Origin of the sequence: Mesorhizobium sp. B1-1-7, assembly GCF_006442705.1 — a bacterium.
Lineage (GTDB): Bacteria > Pseudomonadota > Alphaproteobacteria > Rhizobiales > Rhizobiaceae > Mesorhizobium > Mesorhizobium opportunistum.
Genome location: NZ_VFWQ01000015.1, coordinates 76,086 through 99,796 on the forward strand (window position 1 = coordinate 76,086; position 23,711 = coordinate 99,796).

General features: G+C 63.9%; 22 protein-coding genes. 14 read left to right on the forward strand and 8 right to left on the reverse strand.

The annotated features are described in order from the left end of the window. The first annotated feature begins 2 nt into the window (after positions 1 to 2). Positions 3 to 1,328, forward strand: coding sequence for a glycolate oxidase subunit GlcF (glcF, locus tag FJ978_RS24490; RefSeq protein WP_140574624.1), 1,326 nt, complete (start codon positions 3 to 5; stop codon positions 1,326 to 1,328). A 15-nt stretch (positions 1,329 to 1,343) separates the two neighbouring features. Here glcF and FJ978_RS24495 read toward each other — a convergent pair whose 3' ends face one another. Next, a complete protein-coding gene (locus FJ978_RS24495) occupies positions 1,344 to 2,264 on the reverse strand; it encodes a bifunctional 5,10-methylenetetrahydrofolate dehydrogenase/5,10-methenyltetrahydrofolate cyclohydrolase (RefSeq protein WP_140574626.1) in 921 nt (306 codons plus the stop codon). Positions 2,265 to 2,534: 270 nt separating this feature from the next. Further along, positions 2,535 to 3,278 (reverse strand): L,D-transpeptidase, encoded by a 744-nt coding sequence (locus FJ978_RS24500; protein WP_140574628.1) that lies wholly within the window; start codon positions 3,276 to 3,278, stop codon positions 2,535 to 2,537. Between the two features lie 216 nt (positions 3,279 to 3,494). Between FJ978_RS24500 and FJ978_RS24505 the strand changes: the two genes are divergently transcribed. Further along, a complete protein-coding gene (locus tag FJ978_RS24505) occupies positions 3,495 to 4,133 on the forward strand; it encodes a DNA-3-methyladenine glycosylase I (RefSeq protein WP_140574630.1) in 639 nt (212 codons plus the stop codon). 3 nt (positions 4,134 to 4,136) lie between these two features. Here the strand turns inward: FJ978_RS24505 and FJ978_RS24510 are convergent, their stop codons facing one another. After that, entirely contained in the window at positions 4,137 to 4,388 is a 252-nt protein-coding gene (locus FJ978_RS24510; RefSeq protein ID WP_140574632.1) for a hypothetical protein, read from the reverse strand. Positions 4,389 to 4,702: 314 nt separating this feature from the next. Between FJ978_RS24510 and hisS the strand changes: the two genes are divergently transcribed. The 5 genes from hisS to FJ978_RS24540 all read left to right on the forward strand — a co-directional run bounded on the left by hisS (position 4,703) and on the right by FJ978_RS24540 (position 11,289). Further along, a complete protein-coding gene (gene hisS / locus FJ978_RS24515) occupies positions 4,703 to 6,205 on the forward strand; it encodes a histidine--tRNA ligase (protein ID WP_140574633.1) in 1,503 nt (500 codons plus the stop codon). A gap of 178 nt (positions 6,206 to 6,383) precedes the next feature. Continuing rightward, positions 6,384 to 7,505: an ATP phosphoribosyltransferase regulatory subunit gene (locus FJ978_RS24525; protein WP_140574638.1), complete on the forward strand. Its 1,122-nt coding sequence runs from the start codon at positions 6,384 to 6,386 to the stop codon at positions 7,503 to 7,505. After that, positions 7,502 to 8,215 carry an ATP phosphoribosyltransferase gene (gene hisG, locus FJ978_RS24530; protein WP_140574640.1) on the forward strand — a complete coding sequence of 238 codons (714 nt, stop codon included), beginning with the start codon at positions 7,502 to 7,504 and terminating at the stop codon, positions 8,213 to 8,215. The genes FJ978_RS24525 and hisG overlap by 4 nt, the downstream gene beginning before the upstream one ends. A gap of 101 nt (positions 8,216 to 8,316) precedes the next feature. Further along, positions 8,317 to 10,089: an AMP-binding protein gene (locus tag FJ978_RS24535; protein WP_140574642.1), complete on the forward strand. Its 1,773-nt coding sequence runs from the start codon at positions 8,317 to 8,319 to the stop codon at positions 10,087 to 10,089. Between the two features lie 96 nt (positions 10,090 to 10,185). Next, on the forward strand, positions 10,186 to 11,289 hold the full coding sequence (locus tag FJ978_RS24540; protein ID WP_140574644.1) for a calcium:proton antiporter: 1,104 nt from the start codon (positions 10,186 to 10,188) through the stop codon (positions 11,287 to 11,289). A 47-nt stretch (positions 11,290 to 11,336) separates the two neighbouring features. Here the strand turns inward: FJ978_RS24540 and FJ978_RS24545 are convergent, their stop codons facing one another. Continuing rightward, complete coding sequence (locus tag FJ978_RS24545; RefSeq protein WP_140574646.1) at positions 11,337 to 12,245, reverse strand: LysR family transcriptional regulator; 909 nt, start codon at positions 12,243 to 12,245, stop codon at positions 11,337 to 11,339. A 100-nt stretch (positions 12,246 to 12,345) separates the two neighbouring features. Between FJ978_RS24545 and FJ978_RS24550 the strand changes: the two genes are divergently transcribed. Both FJ978_RS24550 and FJ978_RS24555 read left to right on the forward strand, forming a co-directional pair. Next, entirely contained in the window at positions 12,346 to 13,155 is an 810-nt protein-coding gene (locus FJ978_RS24550) for a class I SAM-dependent methyltransferase (protein WP_246678195.1), read from the forward strand. A gap of 12 nt (positions 13,156 to 13,167) precedes the next feature. Then, on the forward strand, positions 13,168 to 13,692 hold the full coding sequence (locus FJ978_RS24555; RefSeq protein WP_140574650.1) for a hypothetical protein: 525 nt from the start codon (positions 13,168 to 13,170) through the stop codon (positions 13,690 to 13,692). A 58-nt stretch (positions 13,693 to 13,750) separates the two neighbouring features. Here FJ978_RS24555 and FJ978_RS24560 read toward each other — a convergent pair whose 3' ends face one another. Together FJ978_RS24560 and FJ978_RS24565 are read right to left on the reverse strand one after the other, a co-directional pair. Further along, entirely contained in the window at positions 13,751 to 14,425 is a 675-nt protein-coding gene (locus FJ978_RS24560; RefSeq protein WP_140574652.1) for a TetR/AcrR family transcriptional regulator, read from the reverse strand. A 125-nt stretch (positions 14,426 to 14,550) separates the two neighbouring features. Then, positions 14,551 to 15,495 carry a nucleoside hydrolase gene (locus tag FJ978_RS24565; RefSeq protein ID WP_140574654.1) on the reverse strand — a complete coding sequence of 315 codons (945 nt, stop codon included), beginning with the start codon at positions 15,493 to 15,495 and terminating at the stop codon, positions 14,551 to 14,553. 103 nt (positions 15,496 to 15,598) lie between these two features. On the opposite strand from FJ978_RS24565, the gene FJ978_RS24570 reads away from it, so the two are divergent. From FJ978_RS24570 to FJ978_RS24585, 4 genes are all read left to right on the forward strand, one after another. Next, on the forward strand, positions 15,599 to 16,612 hold the full coding sequence (locus tag FJ978_RS24570) for a 2OG-Fe(II) oxygenase family protein (protein ID WP_140574656.1): 1,014 nt from the start codon (positions 15,599 to 15,601) through the stop codon (positions 16,610 to 16,612). A 101-nt stretch (positions 16,613 to 16,713) separates the two neighbouring features. After that, on the forward strand, positions 16,714 to 17,568 hold the full coding sequence (locus FJ978_RS24575; protein WP_140574658.1) for an ABC transporter substrate-binding protein: 855 nt from the start codon (positions 16,714 to 16,716) through the stop codon (positions 17,566 to 17,568). A 56-nt stretch (positions 17,569 to 17,624) separates the two neighbouring features. Then, positions 17,625 to 18,569 (forward strand): amino acid ABC transporter permease, encoded by a 945-nt coding sequence (locus tag FJ978_RS24580; RefSeq protein WP_140574660.1) that lies wholly within the window; start codon positions 17,625 to 17,627, stop codon positions 18,567 to 18,569. After that, entirely contained in the window at positions 18,566 to 19,372 is an 807-nt protein-coding gene (locus tag FJ978_RS24585) for an amino acid ABC transporter ATP-binding protein (protein ID WP_140574662.1), read from the forward strand. Before FJ978_RS24580 ends, FJ978_RS24585 begins: the two co-directional genes overlap by 4 nt. 37 nt (positions 19,373 to 19,409) lie before the next feature. On the opposite strand, the gene FJ978_RS24590 is transcribed toward FJ978_RS24585, so the two are convergent. Then, a complete protein-coding gene (locus tag FJ978_RS24590) occupies positions 19,410 to 20,318 on the reverse strand; it encodes a hydrogen peroxide-inducible genes activator (RefSeq protein WP_140574664.1) in 909 nt (302 codons plus the stop codon). Between the two features lie 145 nt (positions 20,319 to 20,463). On the opposite strand from FJ978_RS24590, the gene katG reads away from it, so the two are divergent. Next, complete coding sequence (katG, locus tag FJ978_RS24595) at positions 20,464 to 22,674, forward strand: catalase/peroxidase HPI (RefSeq protein ID WP_140574666.1); 2,211 nt, start codon at positions 20,464 to 20,466, stop codon at positions 22,672 to 22,674. A gap of 70 nt (positions 22,675 to 22,744) precedes the next feature. On the opposite strand, the gene FJ978_RS24600 is transcribed toward katG, so the two are convergent. Then, positions 22,745 to 23,422, reverse strand: a complete 678-nt coding sequence (locus FJ978_RS24600) for an MIP family channel protein (protein WP_027042616.1) — start codon at positions 23,420 to 23,422, stop codon at positions 22,745 to 22,747. Positions 23,423 to 23,711: the final 289 nt, after the last annotated feature.

Here is a 23,711-nt window from a genome sequence, read left to right on the forward strand (position 1 = left end):
CGATGCAGACCAATTTCTCGCTTGCCCAGCTGGCCGATCCCGATGTCGCGGAATCGGAGAAGATCCTGCGCAAATGCGTGCATTGCGGCTTCTGCACCGCCACCTGCCCGACCTATGTGACGCTTGGCAACGAACTCGATTCACCGCGCGGGCGCATCTACCTGATGAAGGACATGCTGGAAAACGGCCGACCCGCCGACAAGGCGATCGTCACCCACATCGACCGCTGCCTGTCCTGCCTGGCCTGCATGACCACTTGCCCGTCGGGCGTCAACTACATGCACTTGGTCGACCATGCCCGCGCCCATATCGAGGAGACCTACAAGCGGCCGCTGCTCGATCGCCTGACCCGCGCCATGCTGGCCTTCGTGCTGCCCTATCCCCAGCGCTTCCGCGCGGCGCTCAAGCTTGCCAAGCTGGGCAAGCCGTTCATCGGCCTGTTCGAGAAGGTCCCGGCGCTGAAGCCGATTGGCGCCATGCTCAAGCTCGCGCCGGCGTCGATCCCGGCAGCTTCGCCGATGGCCTCGCCAGGCATCCATGCCGGGCAGGGGAGGAAAAAGGGCCGTGTCGCCATCCTCACCGGCTGCGCGCAGTCGGTGCTCGATCCTGCCATCAACGACACGACCATTTCGCTGCTGAGGCGGCTCGGCGTCGAGGTCGTGGTGCCTCCGGGCGAGGGCTGCTGCGGCGCGCTGGTCCACCATATGGGGCGCGAAGAGGCAGCCCTTGCCTCGGCACGGCAGAACGTCGATGCCTGGACGCGCGCCATCGACCAGGGCGGTCTCGACGCTATCATCATCACCGCGTCGGGTTGCGGCACGACGATCAAGGACTATGGCTTCATGCTGCGTCTCGATCCGGCCTATGCCGAAAAGGCCGCGCGCGTGTCGGCGCTGGCCAAAGACATCACCGAATATCTGGCCGCTTTTGGCCTGCCCGAACCTGTGCGCAAGCCAGGCACGGTCGTTGCCTATCACTCGGCCTGCTCGATGCAGCACGGCCAGAAAATCAGCCGCCAGCCGAAGGAGCTGTTGACGAAGGCCGGCTTCGTCGTGCGCGAGCCGCGCGAGGGCCATCTGTGCTGCGGTTCGGCCGGCACCTACAACATCCTGCAGCCCGAGATTTCGGCCAGGCTACGCGACCGCAAGGTGAAAAACATCGAGGCAACGGGCGCCTCGATCGTCGCCACCGGCAACATCGGCTGCATCACGCAGATCGCGTCCGCCGCCAGGATGCCAGTGGTGCACACAGTAAAACTGCTCGACTGGGCCTATGGCGGACCGAAGCCGCAAGGCGTTCTTGACGAGAGCCTGATCGGCGCGGAGTAGGGCCGCGCTCGGCGGTTACTCCGCCGCGAGCCGGTCTGCGGTTCCGTATGTCGCCTCGTAAAGCGCGCGCTGGCGGCTGAGCGCCACCATCGTGTTGCGCAGCAGGATCGCCACGGTGATCGGACCGACGCCGCCCGGCACAGGCGTGATCCAGGAGGCGACCTCGCGCACGCTTTCGGTGTCGACATCGCCGACGATGCGGCTCGTCCCGTCCGGCCCGATTTCGGAATTGATGCCGATGTCGATGACGGCAGCACCGGGCTTGACCATGTCGGCCTTGATCAGCCTTGGCTTGCCCACTGCAACGAACAGCGCGTCGGCGCGCCGCGCGTGTGCTGCGACCGACCGCGTCATGTGGTGGCAGACGGTCACCGTCGCGCCTTCGCTCATCAGCAGGAACGCGATCGGCTTGCCGACGATTTCCGAATGGCCGACGATGACGACTTCCAATCCCTTGAGGTCTAGCCCGGTTTCCTTGAGCAGCTCGACCGAGGCGGCCGCCGTGCAGGGCGCGAGATCGAGCTGGTTGTAGACGATGTTGCCGATCGAGGCCGGGTGCATGCCCTCGACATCCTTGAGCGGATGCACCGCCGCCTGCAGCGTCTTGATCGGGATATGGGCGGGCACAGGTCGTTGGATGATGATGCCGGTGACGCGCGGATCGGCGTTCAGGCCGTGGATGGCGGCCTCCAGTTCGCCCGACGTGATGGTGGCGGGAAAACGCCTTTCCTCGAAATCGATGCCGGCGAGCTCGGCCTTGGCGCGCTGGTTGCGCACATAGACATCGACCGCGTCGGTATCGCCGACGGTGATCGAGATCAGTTTGGGCGGAAAACCCTCGGCTTTGGCAATCGCAGCATCCTCGCGCACGGCGGCGATGATGCGCTGGGCAACCGGGCCGCCTTTGAGATAGCGGTTGTCGTCGGACAGGGACATGGATGAACTCTTTTGTCTGGTGGCGCTCCCATAGCAAAGGAACATCGAAAATGGCAGCACGAAAGCGAACCACCATGCCTTCGGCGCGACGTTCGGGCGCAGCCTTGCCTGGGTGTTGGCTCGGTTTTCACAGGAAAACGGAAAGGGCAGCGCGGTTTCCCGTGCTGCCCTTCCTGACCGGCCGCATCCCCATACGGCCCGTCCCCCGTTATCTCCTAGACTGGCCCCTAAAAGCTCAATGCTTTGCCGCCAAGTGATTCGCGAGAACTATTATATCACCTCGACCGTGGTTCCGACATTGACCCGCTCATAGAGGTCGACCACGTCCTCGTTGCGCATGCGGATGCAGCCAGACGACACTGCGCCGCCGATCGTCCACGGCTGGTTGGTGCCATGGATGCGGTACTCGGTCGTGCCGAGATAGAGCGCGCGCGCGCCGAGCGGGTTCTCCATGCCGCCGGCCAGATAGGTCGGCAGATAGCGGCCCTTGGCGGCTTCGCGCTTGATCATCTGCGCTGGCGGGCGCCAGTCCGGCCACTCGCGCTTGTTGGTGATCTTGTGCGTGCCCGACCATTCGAAGCCCGGCTTGCCGGTGCCGACGCCGTAGCGCCGCGCCTTGCCGTTCTTCTCGACCAGGAAGAGGAAATTCTGCGTCGTGTCGATGACGATCGTGCCCGGCTTCTGCGGGCCGTCATAGGCGACTTCCTGCGGCAGGTAGATCGGGTTGATCTGCGGGCGCATGGCCACACGCTTGGCCGGAGCCTGCACGGCTGCCGTCCGCACGCGGTCGGGCTGCGCCGGTTGCGCGGTGCGCAGGCGCGGCTGCTGCACGACCTGGCGGTTCTGCCGCACGATGCCGGGCGCATTGCCCAGCTGCAGCACCCAGGGGGCGGAAAGGTCGGGGCTGACCATCACCGGCGGCCTGTCGGCATAGCGGTCGTCAGCGGCTGAGGGCGTGACGCCGGAGGCAAACACAGCCATGGCGCCAAGCACGGGAAACAAAACTCTCTTCATCGGGAACGCACCCTTGATCGTCTGATAAAACCGGGTGGAAACGACCTCCCGGTTCAGCGATCATTGGCGCGCAAGCAGCAACCGAAACATGAATCGGAATGCGTAAAATGCGGTTCTGTCAGTAAACCTTTTGGTGTGGTTACCGCCGGGTTCAGGAATCTGGTAAAGCCACAGTAAATGCAGCGCGCAAGCGCATTAACGAACGGATTTGGGCCAATGGAAAAAGACAATAGCGGCCTGCTCGCCGGTCCCGACGGTGTCGCGCGCTGCTTCTGGCATGGCAATTTGCCCGACTATCTGCACTATCATGACCATGAATGGGGCCGGCCGGTGTCGGACGACCGCAGGCTGTTCGAAAAGATCTGCCTCGAAGGTTTCCAGTCGGGCCTGTCGTGGCTGACCATCCTGCGCAAGCGCGAGAATTTTCGCGAGGCCTTCGCCGGCTTCGACTTCGACAAGGTCGCCGCCTTCACCGACAAGGATGTCGAGCGCCTGCTTGGCAATGCCGGCATCATCCGCCATCGCGGCAAGATCGTCTCGACCATCAACAACGCCAAGCGCGCTCGCGAAATGGTGGACGAGTTCGGCTCGCTGGCCGCCTGGTTCTGGAAGTTCGAACCCGGCAAGGACGAGCGGCCCAGGATCGTCGACCTCGCCCATCTGCGCGCCAACCCGACCACGGCGGTCTCGGTGCGGATTTCGAAGGAATTGAAGAAGCGCGGCTGGAGTTTTGTCGGCCCGACCACGGTCTATGCCTTCATGCAGGCCATGGGCCTGGTCAACGACCACCTCGAGGGTTGTGTTTGCCGCAAGGAGGTCGAGAAGGAAAGGAAGGCTTTCAAGCGGCCGAAGTAGGGCTCAGGTGCCGTTGATGCTGGCCAGGAACAGGCCGGCGACGATCGCAACCACGGTGGCCACCGTCGGGTAGATCACGAGCAGGCCGGTCACCAATGCATCGCGCATCGAAGGCCCCTTGCCGATATCGGCCGGTATCTCGAATGGCCCGGCGGGCTGGCCAACCATCTTCGGAGCGCGGATGTCGGCCGGACGCAAGCGCGCCGGCAGTTCGCCGGCATCGATGTTGGCATGGAATTTTGTTGCGCTGGTCATGTCCCGAACCCCTTCATGTGGTGCGCTATATCGGCCGCGATTGTGTCGGCACGATGCCGTGCTCATGGCCGGACTGTTTCATTTTCGGTTCGTTTTTGTTTCAATCGTTTTCCTTCTCCCCTTGTGGGAGAAGGTGGATCGGCGCGCAGCGCCGAGACGGATGAGAACACCCCTCATCCGACCCCGCTTCGCGAGGCCACTTCTCCCGCAAGGGAGAAGGCAGAGGCGGTGACCCTTGCCGGTCCCGGCTGCATCGGTTAGGACACGCGCACTCAAAATAAGTCGTCATTTACCTAGCAAAAAGACCCCATCTCATGGCCGACAAATCGGAAAAGACGAAAGCGCGGCTGCCGCGCGGTTTTGCCGACCGCAGCGCCGAGGATATCCGCGCCGTCGAGAAGATGATGGCGACGATCCGCTCGGTTTATGAGCTCTATGGTTTCGAACCGGCCGACCAGCCGCTAATCGAATACACCGACGCGCTGGGCAAATTTCTGCCCGACCAGGACCGGCCGAACGAGGGCGTGTTCTCGTTCCAGGACGATGACGACCAGTGGCTGTCGCTGCGGTATGACCTGACCGCGCCGACGGCGCGCTTCGTTGCCGAGAATTATGAGCGCCTGCCAAAACCCTACCGCAGCTACCGCTCCGGCTGGGTGTTCCGCAACGAGAAGCCGGGCCCCGGCCGCTTCCGCCAGTTCATGCAGTTCGACGCCGACACGATCGGCACGCCGGGTGTCGCGGCGGACGCCGAGATGGCGATGATGATGGCCGATGTCATGGAAGCGCTCGGCATCAAGCGCGGCGACTACGTCATCCGCGTCAACAACCGCAAGGTGCTGGATGGTGTGCTGGAGGCGATCGGCCTTGGCGGCGACGACAATGCCGGACGCCGGCTGACCGTGCTGCGCGCCATCGACAAGCTCGACAAGCTCGGTCCGGAAGGCGTGAGGCTCCTGCTTGGCCCCGGGCGCTGGGACGGCGGCAAGGAAGGCGAGGGAGATTTCGCCAAGGGTGCCGGGCTGGACAACGCGCAATCCGAAGCGGTTCTTCTTGCGACGGCGAGAAATGCGCAGGGCCAGGATGCCAGCGTCAGCGCGAACTCAGTCTACCAGGAAGGTGTCGGGGAACTCTCGATAATTGAAGCTTTGGTCCGGGCTGCGGGATATGGCGAAGACCGTATTGCCATGGACCGCTCCGTCGTGCGTGGCCTCGAATACTACACCGGTCCGGTTTTCGAAGCCGAGCTTCTGGCCGAGATCCCCAATGAAGACGGCCAGATCGTGCGCTTCGGCTCGGTCGGCGGTGGCGGCCGTTATGATGGCCTGGTCTCGCGCTTCCGTGGCGAGCCGGTGCCGGCGACCGGTTTCTCCATCGGCGTCTCCAGGCTGATGACGGCGCTGAAGAACCTCGGCAAGCTCGACAGCGCCGACGTGATCGCGCCGGTCGTCGTGCTGGTGATGGACAAGGACACCGACAGCCTCGGCCGCTACCAGAAGATGGTGAGCGAACTGCGCGCTGCCGGCATCCGTTCCGAGATGTATCTCGGCGGCGCCGGCATGAAGGCGCAGCTCAAATATGCCGACCGGCGCGGCTGCCCGGTCGCAATCATCCAGGGCGGCGACGAGCGCGCCAAGGGTGAACTGCAGATCAAGGATCTGATCGAAGGCGCGCGCATGTCGGCCGAGATCACCGACAACGCCGAATGGCGCGCCGCGCGCCCCGCGCAGGTGACGGTGGCCGAAAGCGAGCTGGTCGCCGAGGTAAGCCGGATATTGGCGGCGCAGGCTGCCGATCGCGCAGAGGGTGGCGCTTGAACACCCCCCTCTGGCCTGCCGGCCATCTCCCCCGCAAGGGGGGAGATTGGATGTTCCGTAGGCCTTCGCCAATCTCCACCGTCGAAGAAGAGGCGCCGTGTCTCAAGCTGCCGATCTCCCTCCTTGCGGGGGAGATGGCCGGCAGGCCAGAGGGGGGTGCCTCGCGCCCATCCTGTCCATGACCTCCCGCTATCCCGCCATCTCAGCCGACATCACCAGCCTCTTCGCCACGCGCAACACGCATGCGGTCGAGGTTGCCATCCTGCAGCCGGCAGATCCCTTCCTCGACATGGCCGGTGAGGATCTGCGGCGGCGCATCTTCCTTACCGAGAGCGAGACCGGGCAGACGCTATGCCTGCGGCCGGAATTCACCATTCCGGTCTGTCTCGACCATATAAGCTCTCAGGCTGGAACGCCGCGCCGTTATTCCTATCTGGGCGAGGTGTTTCGCCAGCGCCGCGAAGGCGGCAACGAGTTTTTCCAGGCCGGCATCGAGGATCTCGGCGACCGCGACACGGCCGAGGCCGATGCGCGCTCCGTGGCCGACGCGCATGCTTTGCTGTCGCTGGTGCTGCCCAACCGTTCCCTGGCGGTGACGCTCGGCGACCAGGCCATTTTCGAAGCCGTGCTCGCCGCCCTTGGGTTGCCGCGTGGCTGGCGCATGCGGCTTGCCCGGGCCTTCGGCTCGGCGCCGATGCTTGAGGCAGCACTCGCCGATCTCGCCAATCCGCAACGCAACAGCCAGCTTTCAGGCGATGTCGCGGCGCTTGTCCTCGACGGCGATGTTGAAGGTCTTTCGGCGCACATCGCCGGCGGCATGGAGGAGGCCGGCCTGTCGGCGTCGGCCGGGCGCTCGCCGTCGGACATTGCACGGCGGCTGATCGAAAAGGCCGAGTTGCGCAGCGTGCGACTGTCGAACGAGGCTTTCGCGGCGCTCAAGAACTTTCTGGCCATCGATGTGCCGCTCGATGGCGCGGCCCAGGCGCTGGAGAGCTTCGCCGCCGCTGCAGGTCTTTCGCTGGGTGCGGCGCTGGAAAAGTTCGCGGCACGCGCCAGGGCGATCGAGGCGCATGGCTTGCCGGTAGGAACAATCCGCTACGATGCCGCTTTCGGCCGACCGCTCGACTATTACACCGGTGTGGTCTTCGAAATCGCGGCGCAGGATGGCGAGCGCCCCCTGGCCGGCGGCGGCCGCTACGACCGATTGCTGACGCTGCTCGGCGCCAAGACCGCGATCCCCGGCGTCGGCTTTTCGGTCTGGCTCGACCGCATCGAGGCGTTGCGGGAGACGGCACCATGATCACGTTGGCCATTCCCTCGAAGGGTCGGCTGAAGGAGCAGGCGCTGGAGGTGCTGGCCAAGGCTGGCCTCACCGTCAGCCTGCCCGGCGACGAGCGCTCCTATCGCGCCCGCATCGAGGGCGCGGAAGGCATCGAGGTCGCGCTCCTGTCGGCTTCCGAGATAGCTGGCGAGATCGGCCAGGGCGCGGTCGATCTCGGCATCACCGGAGAGGACCTGGTGCGCGAGAACCTCGCCGATTGGGAGGCCCGCGTGGAAATCGTCGCCCGTCTCGGCTTCGGCCATGCCAATGTCGTGGTTGCGGTGCCCGAGATCTGGCTCGACGTCGACACCATGGCCGATCTCGATGACGTCGCCGCCGATTTCCGCCAGCGTCACGGCCGGCGGCTGCGCATCGCCACCAAATACTGGCGGCTGACCCAGCAGTTCTTTTCGCAGAAGCACGGCATCCAGGTCTATCGCATCGTCGAAAGCTTGGGTGCCACCGAGGGCGCGCCGGCGGCTGGCCTCGCCGATGTCATCGTCGACATCACCACGTCAGGCTCGACGCTGCGCGCCAATCACCTCAAGGTGCTGGGCGATGGCGTTGTCCTGAAGTCGCAAGCCTGCCTGGTGGCGTCGAAGAAGCCGCGTGCGGCGGCCGATGAAGCCCTGCTGCGCGACATCGCGTCGAAGATGAGCGCCCTCCTCCTTGAAGGGCAGGTGACTTGAAAGGCAGCCGCTGAAGGCGGGCAGCACCTCCACTACCATCGGCGGGATTTCCACCGTCCCGGCAGGCTGATAGGTTTGGTTCGTCCTGGGAGGATACAGCGATGCCGGTCAATCTCGACGAGCTGAAGAACGCCACCAATCTGCGTGGCCGCGCCGTTCGCAATGGCAATGTCTTCGTGGCCCCTGTCGATGGCAAGGCGCATGTCTCCGGCGAGCGCGCGCCGCCGCTGCTCAAGGAGACGATCCCCGCGCTGTTCTCCGACACCGCCAGCAAATATGCCACGCAAGATGCCGCCGTCTTCGTTGGCCAGGACAAGCGCTTCACCTGGAGCGAACTGTCGGACACGGTCGATGCGCTGGCCGCCGGCTTCTTGGCGCTGGGACTGGAAAAGGGCGACCGCGTCGGCATCTGGTCGCCAAACCGCTGGGAGTGGCTGGTGACCCAGTTCGCCACCGCCCGCATCGGCTTGATCCTGGTCAACATCAACCCTGCCTACCGACTGACCGAATTGGACTATGCGCTGAACAAGGTCGCCTGCAAGGCGCTGGTGACGGCGGCCAGCTTCAAGACCTCCGATTACCTCGGCATGATCGAGACGCTGGCGCCGGAGATCGCCGAGGCCACGCCCGGCAAGCTCAAGGCGCAAAAGCTGCCGGCGCTGAAGATCGTCATCCGCATGGGCGAAGAGAACTCGCCCGGCATGTTCAATTTCGGCGACGTGCTGGCAATGGCCGGCCGCGACGAGCATGACAGTCTCGACCGCATTTCCGAGAGTCTGAAGCCTGGCGACGCCATCAACATCCAGTTCACGTCAGGCACCACGGGCGCGCCCAAGGGCGCGACGCTGACCCATTCGAACATCGTCAACAACGGCAATTTCGTCACTTCGGCGATCAAATTGACCGTCGACGACCGGCTGTGCATCCCGGTGCCGCTCTATCACTGCTTCGGCATGTCGATGGGCACGATGGGCTGCGTCTCGAAGGGCGCGACCATGGTTTTCCCGGGCGAGGGCTTCGATGCCGGCGCCACGCTGAAAGCCGTGGCGCAGGAGCGTTGCACCGGGCTCTATGGCGTGCCGACCATGTTTGTCGGCCTGCTCGATCATCCGGATTTCCAATCCTTCGATCTCTCCAGCCTGCGCACCGGCATCATGGCCGGCTCGCCATGCCCGATCGAGGTGATGAAGAAGGTGGTGTCGCTGATGCATATGTCGCAGGTGACCATCGCCTACGGCATGACCGAGACCAGCCCGGTGTCGTTCCAGAGCGGCGTCGACGATCCCCTGGAAAAGCGCGTCTCGACCGTCGGGCGCATTCATCCCCATGTCGAGGTCAAGGCGGTCGATGCCGACGGCGCCACGGTTGCGATCGGCGCGCCGGGCGAGCTGTGCACACGCGGCTATTCCGTGATGAAGGGCTACTGGGACGACGACGACAAGACACGCGAGGCGATCGATGCCGACGGCTGGATGCACACCGGCGACCTCGCCACCATCGACGCCGAGGGCTATTGCAACATCGTCGGCCGGGTCAAGGACATGGTCATCCGCGGCGGCGAGAACGTCTACCCGAGAGAGGTGGAGGAATTTCTCTACCGCCATCCCAAGGTCCGGGAAGTGCAGGTATTCGGCATTCCCGACACCAAATATGGCGAGGAGCTGTGCGCCTGGATCGTGCTCAAGCCCGGCCAGATCGCCACCGAGCAGGAGATCAAGAACTTCTGCGCCGGCCAGATCGCCCACTATAAGATCCCCCGCCACATCCGCTTCCGCACCGAATTGCCGATGACGGTGACCGGCAAGCCGCAAAAATTCCTGATGCGCGAAGCGATGGTGGAGGAACTGGGACTGGTGACGCAGAAGACGGCGTGAGGGGCGGGCGCCTCGATTTCGTCATTGCGCTCGATAATGCCAAGGTCGCGCGACCTCGCGGCATCTTCAGGAGCCGCGGACACATGGGGGGCTTGCATGACTGGTTTCGGACGATCGGCGATTTCCTACGCGATGCCCCTCGCTGCGCTGGCGATGGCTGTCGCGGTCAGAGCCAGCGGGCTGTCGGTGGACCAGGGTTCGTTGAATGCCAGGATCCTTGTCGGTGCGCTGTCGAGTGCGATCATGTTCGTCACCATTTTCGTGGTGCTCGACCACGCCGAGGCGGTAGCTCGGCGGGTAGGGGAGCCGTACGGCACGCTGGTGCTGACGTTTGCCGTCACGGCGATCGAAGTGTCGATCATTGTTTCCATGATGCTGCATGGAGAGAACAACCCGACGCTGGCACGGGAGTCCGTCTTCTCGACGGTGATGATCACGTCCACCGGCGTTGTCGGCATGTGTCTCGCGCTTGGCGGCTGGCGTCATCGCAAGCAGGCCATCGTGCGGCAAGGGACCAGTGCCTATCTGGCGGTTCTGATCGCGCTGACCGTCATGACGCTTATTCTGCCGACCTACACCCAGACTACGGATCCCGGCACGTTTTCGGCAGCCCAACTTGGTTTCGTCAGCGTCCTTTCAGTGCTGCTTTATGCAAGCTTCGTGTTCGCGCAGACCGTGCGGCACCGGGAAGACTTTATCCAGGGACAACCATACGACGTTTCGGTGCTCGCTGCCCCTCACGAGAACATCTCTGCCAGCGCTCTGCTGCTGGTGGCCGGACTGATCGGAATTGTCATGCTCGCCGAGCAGGTCGCGGCAAGCGTCGAAAATACGCTCGTTGCCTACCAGGTGACCCAGGCTGACAGCATTGTGGGGGCAATGATCGCGGGGCTGGTGTTGATGCCGGAGGCCATTTCGGCGGTGCGCGCTTCACTCAACAATGAGCTGCAGCGCGGCTTGAATGTCGCGATGGGTTCGGCTTGCGCCACGATCGGCCTGACCATACCGGGAGTTGCTGCCGCAAGCCTGCTGACGGGGAGAGGATTGACCTTGGGGCTGCCGGCTGCCGATGCGGTGCTTTTGGTCCTGGCGCTTTTCATATGCAATGTAAGCTTCAGCACCGAAAGAACGACGTTCTTGACCGGAATGGTCCATCTTGTGGTATTTTTTACCTATGTATTTCTGATATTTATACCGTGAAAGCCTTGGTGCAAGCGAAGCGCCAGCGGTAGGCATCCTTCATTATCTCAGACCGCGGATTTGAGGTGATCGATGAAGGCGCGCAGCTTCGGCAGGATTTGGCGCTTGCCGGGATGATAGAGGAAGACGCCCGGCGTCGTGGCGGCGATGCTGTCCAGCACCGGCTCGAGTTTTCCCTGCGCTATCTGAGCTTCGGCGACGGGCCGAGGGATCTGCGCCAGCCCGATCCCCCGCATCGCGGCCCCGACCATCGTTGGATAATCATGCGCGATCAGCGGGCCTGAGACCATGGCCTCGATCGCCTCGTTGCCGTCAATGAAGGACCACGGCGCGATGGCGCCGTTCGAACGGCGCAAGCGCAGGCAGGCGTGGTGGCGCAAATCCTCCACCCGCTCGGGGCGCCCGTGGCGCTCGAAATAGTCAGGACTGCCGACGACCACGAACGAGAACGACGGCGTCAGTCGCACGGCGACCATGTCGGGGGCGATGAACTGGCCGAGGCGAATGCCGGCATCGAAACCGCCGGTCGCGAGATCGACCATCTCGTCGCTGGCGGCGATCTCCAGTTCGACCTCGGGATAGGCCCGACAGAAGGACGCGATCACCGGCTCCAGGATCAACGGCACCACGGCGCGGGGCACCGACAGGCGCAGCAGGCCGGTCGGCCGTTGGCCGACGTCACGGGCGGCCTCGCCGGCGGCGACGATCTCCTCGAAGGCAGGACCGGCACGATCGAGGAACCGCTGACCAGCCTCGGTCAGACCGACGCTGCGCGTCGTGCGGACAAACAGCGCGGCGCCGATGCGGGCTTCCAGCGCGCGCACCGCCTGGCTCACGGCGGATGGCGTCACGCCGAGATCGGCGGCGGCGCGGCGGAAGTTGCGGCGCCTGGCGACAGCCAGGAACACCTCGACACCCTCCAGCGCACCATGCCTGACTGTGTAGTTCTGCTTCATGGGTCGTTGTGATTACAACGGATAGTCGAACGATGGAAGCGGGCCTAACTAGGGAGACGAAGCCAGGAGACATCTTGCGATGACCGATGAATTTGATGGTGTGCGCGAGCACTATCGCGCGACCGGCCTGACCGAGCGGTTGAGGACGGTGCTGGCCGCCCTTGGCCCGGAGGATCAGCTTCTCACGCCCCAGCAATTGGGCACCCTCGATCAATTTCACACCCGTGGGCTTGCGGCGACCGCCGAGCTTGCTCAACTGGCCGGAATCGAGGCGGACATGTCGGTACTGGATGTCGGCTCGGGCATCGGCGGGCCGGCGCGCTTTCTGGCCGCGACCTATGGCTGTCGGGTTACTGGCGTCGATCTCAGCGAGCCTTTCGTGGATGCCGCGCGCTATCTGACCGAGCGCACGGGGCAGAGCGGGCAGCTGTCCTTCCAGACCGCCAGCGCCTTGGAGCTTCCATTCGATGATGGCCGTTTCGACATCGTGCTGCTGCAGCATGTGGCGATGAACATCCCCGACCGGACGCGTCTCTACCGGGAAATTCGGCGCGTGCTGAAGTCAGGCGGCAGATTTGCCACCTTCGACGTCGTGTTGGCCGGCGGCCAGCCGCATTATCCGCTTCCCTGGGCGCGAACGCCGGCGACGAGCTTTCTCCTTACAATCGACGAGACGCGCAAGGCGATCGAACCGGCCGGCTTCCGCGCGCTGGCGTGGCAAGACGATACCGAGGTCGCCAAGACCTGGTTCGCGCAGTTGCGTGCGTCGGGTCCGCCGCCTTCGCCAAACCTCGGCGTTGTGATGGGATCGGACTTTGCCGAGGTTGCGGCCAATTTGGGGCGAAATCTCATGCAAGGCCGGCTCGGCATCCTGACCGCGGTGTTCGAGGCCGCGTCGACCAACAGCTGACAGGAGACCGGAATGTCGACGGAAGCCCTTTTTCAGACACATCTCGTCCTTGGCTATGTCGTGTGGCTGCTTTGCTTTGGCGCATACGGTCTGCCGTGGCTCGGATCGATGGATCGGATCGCGGCGCAACGCGCTATCGCCACGCTGCACAGCTTCCGCTTCTTCGGCCTCGTCTTCATCCTTCCGGGCGTCGTCAGCCCCGATCTGCCGGCCAGCTTCGCCACCTTTGCCGCCTATGGCGACTTCGCAACCGGGGTGCTGGCCATGCTGGCGCTGCTTAATGTCAAGGTACGCCAGCTGTTCTGGGCGTTCGTCGTCGCCTTCAACATCGTTGGCATGGTCGACCTCATCGTCGACTATTATCAGGCCATCCAGGCCGATCTTCCTGCCCATGCGGGGCTGCTGGGCGCCGCCTACGCGATCCCGATCCTCTACGTGCCGCTGCTGATGATCACGCATATCACCGCGTTCTATTTTCTGCTGCGTCCCCACCGGAGCGCATCTCGCGCCATCACGGAGAATGCGAGGGCTTCCTAGATCAACTGGGAGCTCGGCTGCACTTTCGAAGGCAATAGCGGCGAGGCGGAAGCGGATGCTACCGCCGTCCGCTCCTTATCTCGGTCGGCCGTGGCGCCGTGCCGGGCTCCTGCACGAGCGGTCCGAGCAGCACCTCTCCGAACAGCGGCTGATAGCTCCGGCGCACCACGGGATCCTCCTTGAAGGATAGCGCATACTGGCCGATCTGGTGGAAATAGGTGATGCGGGCCCTGACCAGGCTTTCGTCCGGGGGATAGCCCATGGCGCGGAACGAGCGGATCAGCAGCGCTATGCGCAAATCGTCCATGTCCTTCACCTCCTGCGCCAGTTTTCGGGAGGTTCGCGACCAGTCGCGGATGGCCAGATCGAGCAGAGGGCTGAACGGTGCTTCGTCGACCCACACATGCACGATGTCGGTGAAGAATTGCAGCCCGTCAATGTCGTGCATCTCGCGCATCGCCCAGAACGGCGCGCAGTTGATGTTGCGCCATTCCTGCAGCAGGCCGCCACGAAGATCGTCCAGGCTGGCAAAATGGAAATAGAAGCTGCCGCGCGTGACCTTCAACTGCTTGGAGAGGCGGTCGATCTTCACCTCGGCGATGCCACGCTTCTCCAGCACCTTGCGCGCGGCGGCGATCCAGGCGTCGCGGCTGAGCGTCTGCCGCGCGGTCTTCGAACGCGGGGCTGCCTTGGACGGTCTCTTGCCTCTGGCCGGGGCGCTGTCGGCTTTCATGTGATCAAGACCTTCATCGCCATGCGCGACGCCTCCAATCCGTTCGCCGGCTTCGATGCGCTTCGCGACTCTTCGAGGGTCCATCTATCGCGGAACGCGCGACCAGAGCAATTCCAGGAACCGCTCTATGGCAATGCGCTGATCCGCTCCAGCATGAGTTCGAAGAACGGCGCCGGATCGATGCGTCGCAGAACGTTGCAGTTCTTGGTGCGGCCGGTCACGTGCCACCAGTCGACCACCGTCATGCCGATCGTCTCCGGCGAGACGATGTCGACCGTCACCGCGCACTGCCGCTGCTCATAGATCTGTGGCGCCAGCAGGTAACCGGTGACGCAGGCATCGTGGATGGGGCGCGCCGGCGTTTCGAATTTGTGAGTGCCGTACTGGCGATAGAAGTCCGCCAGATTGGCGGCCTCGACCGCGGCGCGGCTGCCGGTTGCACGCAGGCGGTCGAGCCACTCGGGCGTCATCAGTGCGGTGTAGGTGCAGTCGATGCCGGCCATGGTCACCGGCACGCCGCTGTCGAACACCTTATGTGCCGCATGCGGGTCGACGAAGATATTGAATTCCGCCGCGGGCGTGGCGTTACCGCCCTGGAAAAAGCCGCCGCCCATCAGCACCACCTCGCGCAGCCGGGGCACGATCCTCGGCTCCATGGTCATGGCCATGGCGACGTTGGTCATCGGCCCGAGCGTGCAGACGGTCAGATCGCCCTCCGGCGCCTCCATGATCGTGCGCACCAGGTAATTCACTGCGTGTTCGCTCTGCAGCGGCGTCACGGGTTCGGGAAGATCGGCGCCGTCTAGCCCGGTTTCGCCATGAACATACTCGGCCGTGATCAGCTTGCGCACCATCGGCGCCGGGCATCCGGCATGGACCGGCACGTCAGGCCGCCCGGCAAGCTCCACGACCTTCAACGCGTTCTTCGACGTCAGGGCGAGCGGCACGTTGCCCCCGACCGTGGTGATGCCGATCACCTCGAGTTCGACCGGAGATCCCAGTGCGAAGAGGATGGCGAACGCGTCGTCCTGGCCCGGATCGGTGTCGATGATGATCTTGCGTGGTGCCATGTTTCAGCGCTCTTCCTTTTGCGGTCGAAAGCCTATTGATGAGGCCGTTCGGATGTGTAGAAATACAGTACTGTATCTTATGTTCAAGACAGGGTGTTCGAAAATGGATGCACAAGCGCGCGGCGATTTTTCCGAAATCCCGATCCTCGACGTGTCGGCGCTCTACGGCGACGACGAAGGCGCGATCCGCGAGACGGCGGCGACGCTGCGCCGCTACCTCGAGACGATCGGGTTCCTCTATGTCACCGGCCACCCCATTCCGCGCGCCGATGTCGAAGCCGTCCGCGAAGCCAGCAAGCGCTTCTTTGCCTTGCCGGAGGAGGAAAAGCTCAAGCTGAAGATCGACCGGAATTTCCGCGGCTATCTGCCCTTCGCCGGCTCGACAATCGTAACCTCCTCGGTCGCGACGGTCAGCAAGCCGAACCAGAGCGAATCGATCTTCTTCATGCACGAGGTCGGTGCCGACGATCCCAGGGCCCTGGCCGAAAAGCCCTTGCAAGGCCCCAACCAGTGGCCGGACGAGACAGCGCTGGCGGGCTTCCGGCAGACGATCGATCGCTATGTCGAGGAGATGGGTACGCTGGCGCGCAAGATGGTCCGCGCCATCGCGCTCTCGCTCGGGCTGCCCCCCGACAGCCTCGACCGCTATTTCGAGCAGCCGACGACCTTTCTGCGACTGCTGCATTATCCGACGCAGCCCCAGGAAGAAGGCCTCTTCGGCTCGGCGCCGCACACCGACTACGGCTTCATCACCTTGCTGGCGCAGGACAATGTCGGCGGCCTGGAGGTCAAGAACAAGGCCGGCGACTGGGTTCCGGCACCTCCGGTCCCGGACTCCTTCGTGATGAATGTCGGCGACATCCTGGCGCGCTGGTCGAACGACCAGTTCGTCTCAACGCCGCACCGTGTCATCAACCGGTCGGGACGCGAGCGCTATTCGCAGCCCTTCTTCTTCGATCCATCCATGGACGAGACGATCGAAGCGCTGCCGGTCTGCGTGCCGGCCGGCACGCAGCCGAAATACGGGCCGGTGCTCTACGGCGACTATCTGATGGAGCGCATCGACAAGAACTATCACTATCGCAAGAAGAAGGCGGCGGAAGCGGCCGGCGCCTGAGCAGATGCCGAGCCCGAGCCGGCCCCGAACAGCGGCCAGCTCGAGCCTTGCCTGACAAAGACTGCCAACACTGCCAACAAGGAAAAGAAAGGGGAACAGCAATGAATGCATATCTGCGAATGACCAGTCTCGCGCTGGCGATCTCCGCCATCGCCTGGGGTGGGTCCCAGGCCGCCGAGGTTCCGAAATCCACCGATGTCAAGCAGAGCGGAACGCTCGCCGTCGCCAACACGCTGGACTACGCGCCATTCGAATATCTCGATGCCGACGGCAAGCAGACCGGCATCATCGTCGAACTGGCCGGCGAGGTGGCCAAGCTCGTCGATGCCAAGCTCGACGTGCAGCGCACGCCATTTCCCTCGATGATACCGGGCCTGGCGGCGGGCCGTTTCAAGATCGCCTGGGAGACGTTTTCGGCAACGCCCGAGCGGTTGAAGCAGGTCGGTTTCGTCATGTTCCTGAAGGCCGGCCTCGCCGTCTCCACATCGCCAGACAAGAAGGCCAACTTCAGCGGCGACACGCCGCTCTGCGGCAAGCGTGTCGGCGTCTCGGCCGGCAGCGCCTCGGATTTCCTGGTCGACAAGCTCGGCAAGGAGTGCACCGACAAGGGTCAGTCGGCCATCGAAAAATCGGTCTTCAACTCATCGACGGATATCGTCCAGGCCGTGCTGTCCGATCGTGTCGATGCCCGCATGGACGATGCGACCGCATCGAGCTATTTCGAGGTGACGAGCAAGGGCCAGCTGGTGGTTCTGCCGACGCTTTACGAGGTCGCGCCGCTCGGCATGGCGATCGCCAAGGACGACAAGGAAACCGCCGACATGATGGTGGGCGCGCTTTCCGAGCTGTTCAAGAACGGCACTTACAAGGCTATCCTGGAGAAGTACGGCATGGGCGTCTATGCCATCAAGGAACCCTACTTCGTCGGCACCATGGACGCGCTTCGCGCCGAATAGAAATTACCGGCGCCTGATGGTCCGTCAGGCGCCGGCCAGCGATCAGGAGACCAGCGATGGGCGTGGCCCACCCGACCGAGATCGGCGTCGAGCCAGCAGGTGTCGCCGCCGCCGTGTCGCGATTGACCGTCGTGCCGCAGCGCCGCTACGGCATCTGGGTCGGCACGGCGCTTGCGCTGCTGCTGGCGTTTGTGATCATTCGCGCCTTCGCCAGCAATCCGGCCTTCGCCTGGGGCACGGCCGCCGGCTACCTGTTCCATCCCTCGATCATGCGCGGCCTTGGCAACACGCTGATGCTCACCGTCATCATCATGGTGCTGGCGATCGTGGTCGGCACCGTCATCGCCATCATGCGGGTGTCGCCAAGCCCGGTGCTGCGCGCCTTCGCGGGTGTCTATGTCTGGTTCTTCCGCGGTGTCCCGGCCCTGATCCAGCTGATTTTCTGGTTCAACCTGTCGCTGCTGGTGCGCGAAATCTCGCTCACTTTGCCCTTCCTGGGCACGCTGTTTGCCGTGCGCACCAATGATTTCATGACGCCGTTCTTCTCGGCTGTCGTTGCGCTTTCGCTGTGCGAGGCCGGCTACATGGCCGAAATCATCCGCGCCGGCATCAAGTCGGTGCCATCTGGCCAGTCGGAAGCGGCGAGCGCGCTCGGCATGCCCTACCGCATGATCCTGAAGCGCATCACCCTGCCGCAGGCCATGCGCTTCGTATTGCCGCCAACCGGCAATGAGGCGATCAACCTCCTGAAGATGACGTCGCTGGTGACGTTCATTGCCGTCGATGACCTGTTCTATACGGCGCAAAGCATCTATGCGCGCACCTTCGAGACGATCCCGCTCTTGATCGTGGTCGCCTTCTGGTACCTTGCGGTGGTCAGCATCATGTCGGTGGGACAGCATTTCCTGGAGCGCCATTTCGGCCGCAGCGACACGCGCCGCGAGCCCCTGACGATGCGCGCCCTGCGCAACGCCGTCAGCCTGCGCGGCGTCGCCCGATGAGCGATGTGAAGTCAGAAAATCGCGCCCGCTTCGGCGTGCCGGCCAACTCCATGGTGTTCGCGCGCGGCGTACGCAAATCCTATGGCCCGCTCGAAGTCCTCAAGGGGGTCGACTTCGACGTGCCCGAGGGATCGGTGGCTTGCATCATCGGCCCGTCGGGATCCGGCAAGAGCACGTTCCTGCGCTGCATCAACCATCTGGAGAAACTCAGCGCCGGCATCCTGCTGGTGGACAGCCAGTTCGTCGGCTACGACCTCCAGGGCGACAAGCTTTACGAGGTCAAGGACGATCTCCTGTGCCGGCGCCGGGCAGAAATCGGCATGCTGTTCCAGTCGTTCAACCTGTTCTCGCATATGACGGTGATGGAGAACCTGATCGAGGCGCCGACCCAGGTGCGGCGCATTCCCGCCGATCAGGCCAAGGCCGAGGCGGAGGTGCTGCTGCGGCGTGTCGGCCTCGTCGACAAGATCGACCGCTATCCGCGCGAACTGTCCGGCGGCCAGCAGCAGCGTGTTGCGATTGCGCGCGCCATGGCAATGAAGCCGAAGGTTCTGCTGTTCGACGAGCCGACATCGGCGCTCGATCCGGAACTGGTCGGCGAGGTGCTGCAGGTGATGCGCGACCTGGCCGAGAGCGGCATGACGATGGTCGTCGTCACCCACGAGATCGGCTTTGCCCGCGAGATCGGCGATCAGCTCGTCTTCATGGATGGCGGCGTGATCGTCGAACGTGGCGCGCCGCGCGAGATGATCGCCAACCCGAAATCGCCGCGAACCCGCGAGTTCCTGTCCCGGGTTCTGTGAGGTCTCCTTGTCGGGGCGCGGTTGCCACTTCTCGGGATCATGTCGCCAACGCCGCTGGGCCCAGGCTGCGGATGATCTTGGCAAGTTCGACGCATTCGCCGTGCCTGGTACTGTTACGACGCCAGGCAAGGCAAATCATGCGTTGCGGCATCGGCTCCTGGAACGGCACGATCTTCAGGTCCGGGATGGTGCCCGCTGGCCCGGCCGCCATTTCGGGGACGAGCGTGACGCCGAGCCCATGCGCCACCATCTGCAAGAGCGTGGTCAGGCTGGTGGCGCCGTAGCTTGCCATCGCCACCGGGCGCACATTGCCGCAGACGGCCAGCGCCTGTTCGCGCAGGCAATGACCTTCCTCCAGCAGCATCAGCCTCTCCAGTGCCGGGCTCTCTGGCGGAACCGGCGGCGAGGCGAAGGCGGGATCGCCTGATGGCACGGCCAGGAAGAACCTGTCGGGAAACAGTGCCTCGGTGGTCAGGCCCGGATGATCGAGCGGAAGTGCGGCGATGAAGGCGTCGAGCTTTCGCGATGCGGTATCTTCGACCAGGGACGTGGTGACGGCCTCGCGCAGTTCGAGCAGCAAGGCCGGAAAGTGCTTTTTGAGCTCTGGCAGGGCGCGCGGCAAGAGATAGGGCGCGACGGTCGGGATGATGCCCAGGCGGAAGCGTCCCTCCATGGCCATGCGGCCGCGCCGGGCCGTCGTTTCGACGTCGCGTATGTCGGCCAGGATACGTTCGATGCGCGGCAAAAGCGCTGCCGCTTCGTCGGTCATCCTGACCGACTTGCCGCCACGTTCGAACAGCCGGCAGTTCAGCCGCTGCTCCATCTCCGCGATCTGCGCGGACAGGGCCGGCTGGCTGACACCGGCAAGTTTCGCGGCACGCCCGAAATGCAGCGTCTGGGCCAGCATTTCGAAATAATGCATCTGGCGAACTGTCAATGCTATCATAAGGAAATCCTATCAAAACAAACAGGAAAGGCAATTTGTCTTTATCGGCAAGGCAGCCTAGTCTGGAACCATTCCAGATTGGTGCGGCCACTGGCTGCCCCCTAGAATCCTGGCAAGATCAAACCTCGGCAAATCGGAGACGAACATGGACGCGAAAACCGACGACAACAGCGCGGGCAAATGCCCTGTGGCGCATGGATCCGCCGGCCGGACCAACCGTGACTGGTGGCCGAACCAGCTCGACCTCGGCGTTCTCCACCAGCAGTCGAACCTGTCGGACCCGATGGGCGAGGATTTCGACTACGCCAAGGAATTCGCGAGCCTCGATCTCGATGCGGTCATCCAGGACCTGCACAAGGTCATGACGGATTCGCAGGATTGGTGGCCGGCGGACTTTGGCCACTATGGCCCGCTTTTCATCCGCATGGCCTGGCACAGCGCCGGCACCTACCGCATCGGTGATGGCCGCGGCGGCGCCGGTGCCGGCCAGCAGCGTTTCGCACCGCTCAACAGCTGGCCGGACAATGCCAACCTCGACAAGGCGCGCCGGCTGCTTTGGCCGGTCAAGCAGAAATACGGCCGCAAGATCTCCTGGGCCGACCTGCTGATCCTCACCGGCAACGTCGCGCTGGAATCGATGGGCTTCAAGACCTTCGGCTTCGCCGGCGGCCGCGCCGACGTCTGGGAACCTGAGCAGGACGTGGACTGGGGTTCGGAAACCAAGTGGCTGGACGACCAGCGCTACTCCGGCGATCGCGAACTCCAGGGCCATCTCGGCGCCGTGCAGATGGGCCTGATCTATGTCAATCCGGAAGGCCCGAACGGCAAGCCCGATCCGCTGGCTTCGGCCCGCGACATCCGTGAAACTTTCGGCCGCATGGCCATGAACGACGAGGAAACCGTGGCGCTGATCGCCGGCGGCCACACTTTCGGCAAGACCCATGGCGCCGGCGATGCATCGCTGGTTGGTGCCGAGCCGGAAGGCGCCGGCATCGAGGCGCAGGGCCTCGGCTGGTCGAGCAAGTATGCCAGCGGGATTGCCGGCGACGCCATCACTTCGGGCCTCGAAGTGACCTGGACGACGACGCCGACCAAGTGGAGCAACAACTTCTTCGACAATCTGTTCAACTACGAATGGGAGCTGACGAAGAGCCCGGCGGGCGCCCATCAGTGGACGCCCAAGGGCGGCGCCGGCGCCGGCACTGTGCCGGATGCGCACGATCCCTCGAAGCGCCGTGCTCCGGCAATGCTGACCACCGACCTCGCTCTGCGCGCCGACCCGGCCTATGAGAAGATCTCGCGGCGTTTCCATCAGCATCCGGATCAGTTCGCCGATGCCTTCGCCCGCGCCTGGTTCAAGCTGACGCATCGCGACATGGGTCCGGTCGTGCGCTATCTCGGCCCGTTGGTGCCGAAGGAAGAACTGATCTGGCAGGATCCGATCCCCGCGATCGACCACGAACTGGTCAGCGAGCAGGATATCGCCTCGCTGAAGGCGAAGATTCTGGCCTCGGGCCTGTCGGTTTCCGAGCTCGTCTCGACCGCCTGGGCATCCGCCTCGACGTTCCGCAATTCCGACAAGCGTGGCGGCGCCAACGGCGCCCGTATCCGGCTGGCACCGCAGAAGGACTGGGACGTCAACCAGCCGGCTGAACTGTCGAAGGTGCTTGCCAAGCTCAAAGGCATCCAGAAGGAGTTCAACGCGGCGCAGACGGGCGAGAAGAAGATCTCGCTCGCCGACCTGATCGTCCTCGGCGGCGTCGCCGCGGTCGAGAAGGCGGCGAAGGACGGTGGCCATGAGACCAAGGTGCCGTTTACGCCCGGTCGCATGGACGCTTCGCAGGAGCAGACGGATGTCCACTCCTTTGCCGCGCTCGAGCCGAAAGTCGATGGCTTCCGCAACTATGTCAGGGGCAAGCAGCCGATGTCGGTCGAAGCCATGCTGGTCGACCGCGCGCAATTGCTGTCGCTGACCGCTCCCGAGATGACGGTGCTGGTCGGCGGCTTGCGCGTTCTCGGCGCCAACACCGGCGGGTCGAAGCACGGCGTGTTCACCGACAGGCCTGGCACTTTGACCAACGACTTCTTCGTCAACCTGCTCTCGATGAGCACGGTCTGGGATCCGGCAGCGGGCTCTGTTCCGGGTGCGGAAGAAGTCTACGAGGCCCGTGACCGCAAGACCAAGGCGGTCAAATGGACCGGCACCCGCGCCGACCTGATCTTCGGCTCGCATGCGCAACTGCGTGCGCTTGCCGAAGTCTACGGATCCGGCGACGCCGGACAGAAATTCGTCAGGGATTTCGTCGCCGCCTGGACCAAGGTGATGAACGCCGACCGCTTCGACATCGCCGCCTGATCCCGGCGCAAGGACCCGGCAAAAAAGGCGCGGGCCACGGCCCGCGCCTTTTTTGTTTCAGCTTTCGAGGTCAATCCTTCTCGAAGACACGCGCCTTGGCGACGACGCCGGCGATGGCGCCGCCGATCAGCGGCGCGACGATGAACAGCCAGAGTTGGCTGAGTGCCGCACCGCCCGTGAACAGCGCCGGACCGATCGAGCGGGCCGGATTGACCGAAGTGCCGGTGACCGGGATCATGGCGAAGTGAATGCCTGCGAGCGTCAGGCCGATGACCAGGCCTGCAAACGCCGTCGAGTGCTTTTCAGCGGTAACGCCGAGGATCACGGTGACGAAGGTGAAGGTGCCGATCAGTTCCCACAGGAACGCCGAGCTCATGCCCCATTTCGTCTCGTCCCAGCCATTGGCGCCGAAGCCGCCGGTATGGCCGCCGGCCTGGCCGGAAACGATGATCCACAGCGCCAGCGAAGCCAGGATGGCCCCAATGATCTGCGCGATCCAGTAGGGGATGACATCCTTGGCTGGCAGCCGTCCGGCAAGGAAGACACCGAGTGTCACCGCCGGATTGAGATGTGCGCCCGAAATGGGACCGATCGCATAGGCCGCGGCGATGAGGCCGATGCCGAATGCCAGACCGATGCCTTCCTGGCCGAGCGGCAGCGCGCCGCCGAAGCCGCCCGTCACCACCGACGCCGTGCCGATGAACACCAACAGAAATGTGCCTAGAACTTCCGCCAGATAAGTCTTCATTGCCCTCTCCTCGTGACGATCCGCCGGTCAACGTTTTCTGCGCCGCGAATCATGGCGGCAAGAGTATTCTCAACCGAAAAACTTGGAAAGCAGAGCCGTTGCGCCACGCGCCGTGCTTGAACTCGCCAGATATGAACATTAGAGACCTTTCATCTATTGATCGATCTGCTGTTGGCTGCCAGGGAGAGTTATTGGTTGGCCAATTTCGCTGGCAACAGTCGGGATGACTCCACGCCGCGAGACGGAGCGGGGTTCAATCCGGACGTGAAAGGCTCTAAGAGCAGGCCGA

Excerpts from the sequence above, each read along its gene's own strand:
- glcF (WP_140574624.1), top strand. The coding sequence starts at position 3 with ATGCAGACCAATTTCTCGCTTGCCCAGCTGGCCGATCCCGATGTCGCG.
- FJ978_RS24495 (WP_140574626.1), bottom strand. The coding sequence starts at position 2,264 with ATGTCCCTGTCCGACGACAACCGCTATCTCAAAGGCGGCCCGGTTGCC.
- FJ978_RS24500 (WP_140574628.1), bottom strand. The coding sequence starts at position 3,278 with ATGAAGAGAGTTTTGTTTCCCGTGCTTGGCGCCATGGCTGTGTTTGCC.
- FJ978_RS24505 (WP_140574630.1), top strand. The coding sequence starts at position 3,495 with ATGGAAAAAGACAATAGCGGCCTGCTCGCCGGTCCCGACGGTGTCGCG.
- FJ978_RS24510 (WP_140574632.1), bottom strand. The coding sequence starts at position 4,388 with ATGACCAGCGCAACAAAATTCCATGCCAACATCGATGCCGGCGAACTG.
- hisS (WP_140574633.1), top strand. The coding sequence starts at position 4,703 with ATGGCCGACAAATCGGAAAAGACGAAAGCGCGGCTGCCGCGCGGTTTT.
- FJ978_RS24525 (WP_140574638.1), top strand. The coding sequence starts at position 6,384 with ATGACCTCCCGCTATCCCGCCATCTCAGCCGACATCACCAGCCTCTTC.
- hisG (WP_140574640.1), top strand. The coding sequence starts at position 7,502 with ATGATCACGTTGGCCATTCCCTCGAAGGGTCGGCTGAAGGAGCAGGCG.
- FJ978_RS24535 (WP_140574642.1), top strand. The coding sequence starts at position 8,317 with ATGCCGGTCAATCTCGACGAGCTGAAGAACGCCACCAATCTGCGTGGC.
- FJ978_RS24540 (WP_140574644.1), top strand. The coding sequence starts at position 10,186 with ATGACTGGTTTCGGACGATCGGCGATTTCCTACGCGATGCCCCTCGCT.
- FJ978_RS24545 (WP_140574646.1), bottom strand. The coding sequence starts at position 12,245 with ATGAAGCAGAACTACACAGTCAGGCATGGTGCGCTGGAGGGTGTCGAG.
- FJ978_RS24555 (WP_140574650.1), top strand. The coding sequence starts at position 13,168 with ATGTCGACGGAAGCCCTTTTTCAGACACATCTCGTCCTTGGCTATGTC.
- FJ978_RS24560 (WP_140574652.1), bottom strand. The coding sequence starts at position 14,425 with ATGAAAGCCGACAGCGCCCCGGCCAGAGGCAAGAGACCGTCCAAGGCA.
- FJ978_RS24565 (WP_140574654.1), bottom strand. The coding sequence starts at position 15,495 with ATGGCACCACGCAAGATCATCATCGACACCGATCCGGGCCAGGACGAC.
- FJ978_RS24570 (WP_140574656.1), top strand. The coding sequence starts at position 15,599 with ATGGATGCACAAGCGCGCGGCGATTTTTCCGAAATCCCGATCCTCGAC.
- FJ978_RS24575 (WP_140574658.1), top strand. The coding sequence starts at position 16,714 with ATGAATGCATATCTGCGAATGACCAGTCTCGCGCTGGCGATCTCCGCC.
- FJ978_RS24580 (WP_140574660.1), top strand. The coding sequence starts at position 17,625 with ATGGGCGTGGCCCACCCGACCGAGATCGGCGTCGAGCCAGCAGGTGTC.
- FJ978_RS24585 (WP_140574662.1), top strand. The coding sequence starts at position 18,566 with ATGAGCGATGTGAAGTCAGAAAATCGCGCCCGCTTCGGCGTGCCGGCC.
- FJ978_RS24590 (WP_140574664.1), bottom strand. The coding sequence starts at position 20,318 with ATGATAGCATTGACAGTTCGCCAGATGCATTATTTCGAAATGCTGGCC.
- katG (WP_140574666.1), top strand. The coding sequence starts at position 20,464 with ATGGACGCGAAAACCGACGACAACAGCGCGGGCAAATGCCCTGTGGCG.
- FJ978_RS24600 (WP_027042616.1), bottom strand. The coding sequence starts at position 23,422 with ATGAAGACTTATCTGGCGGAAGTTCTAGGCACATTTCTGTTGGTGTTC.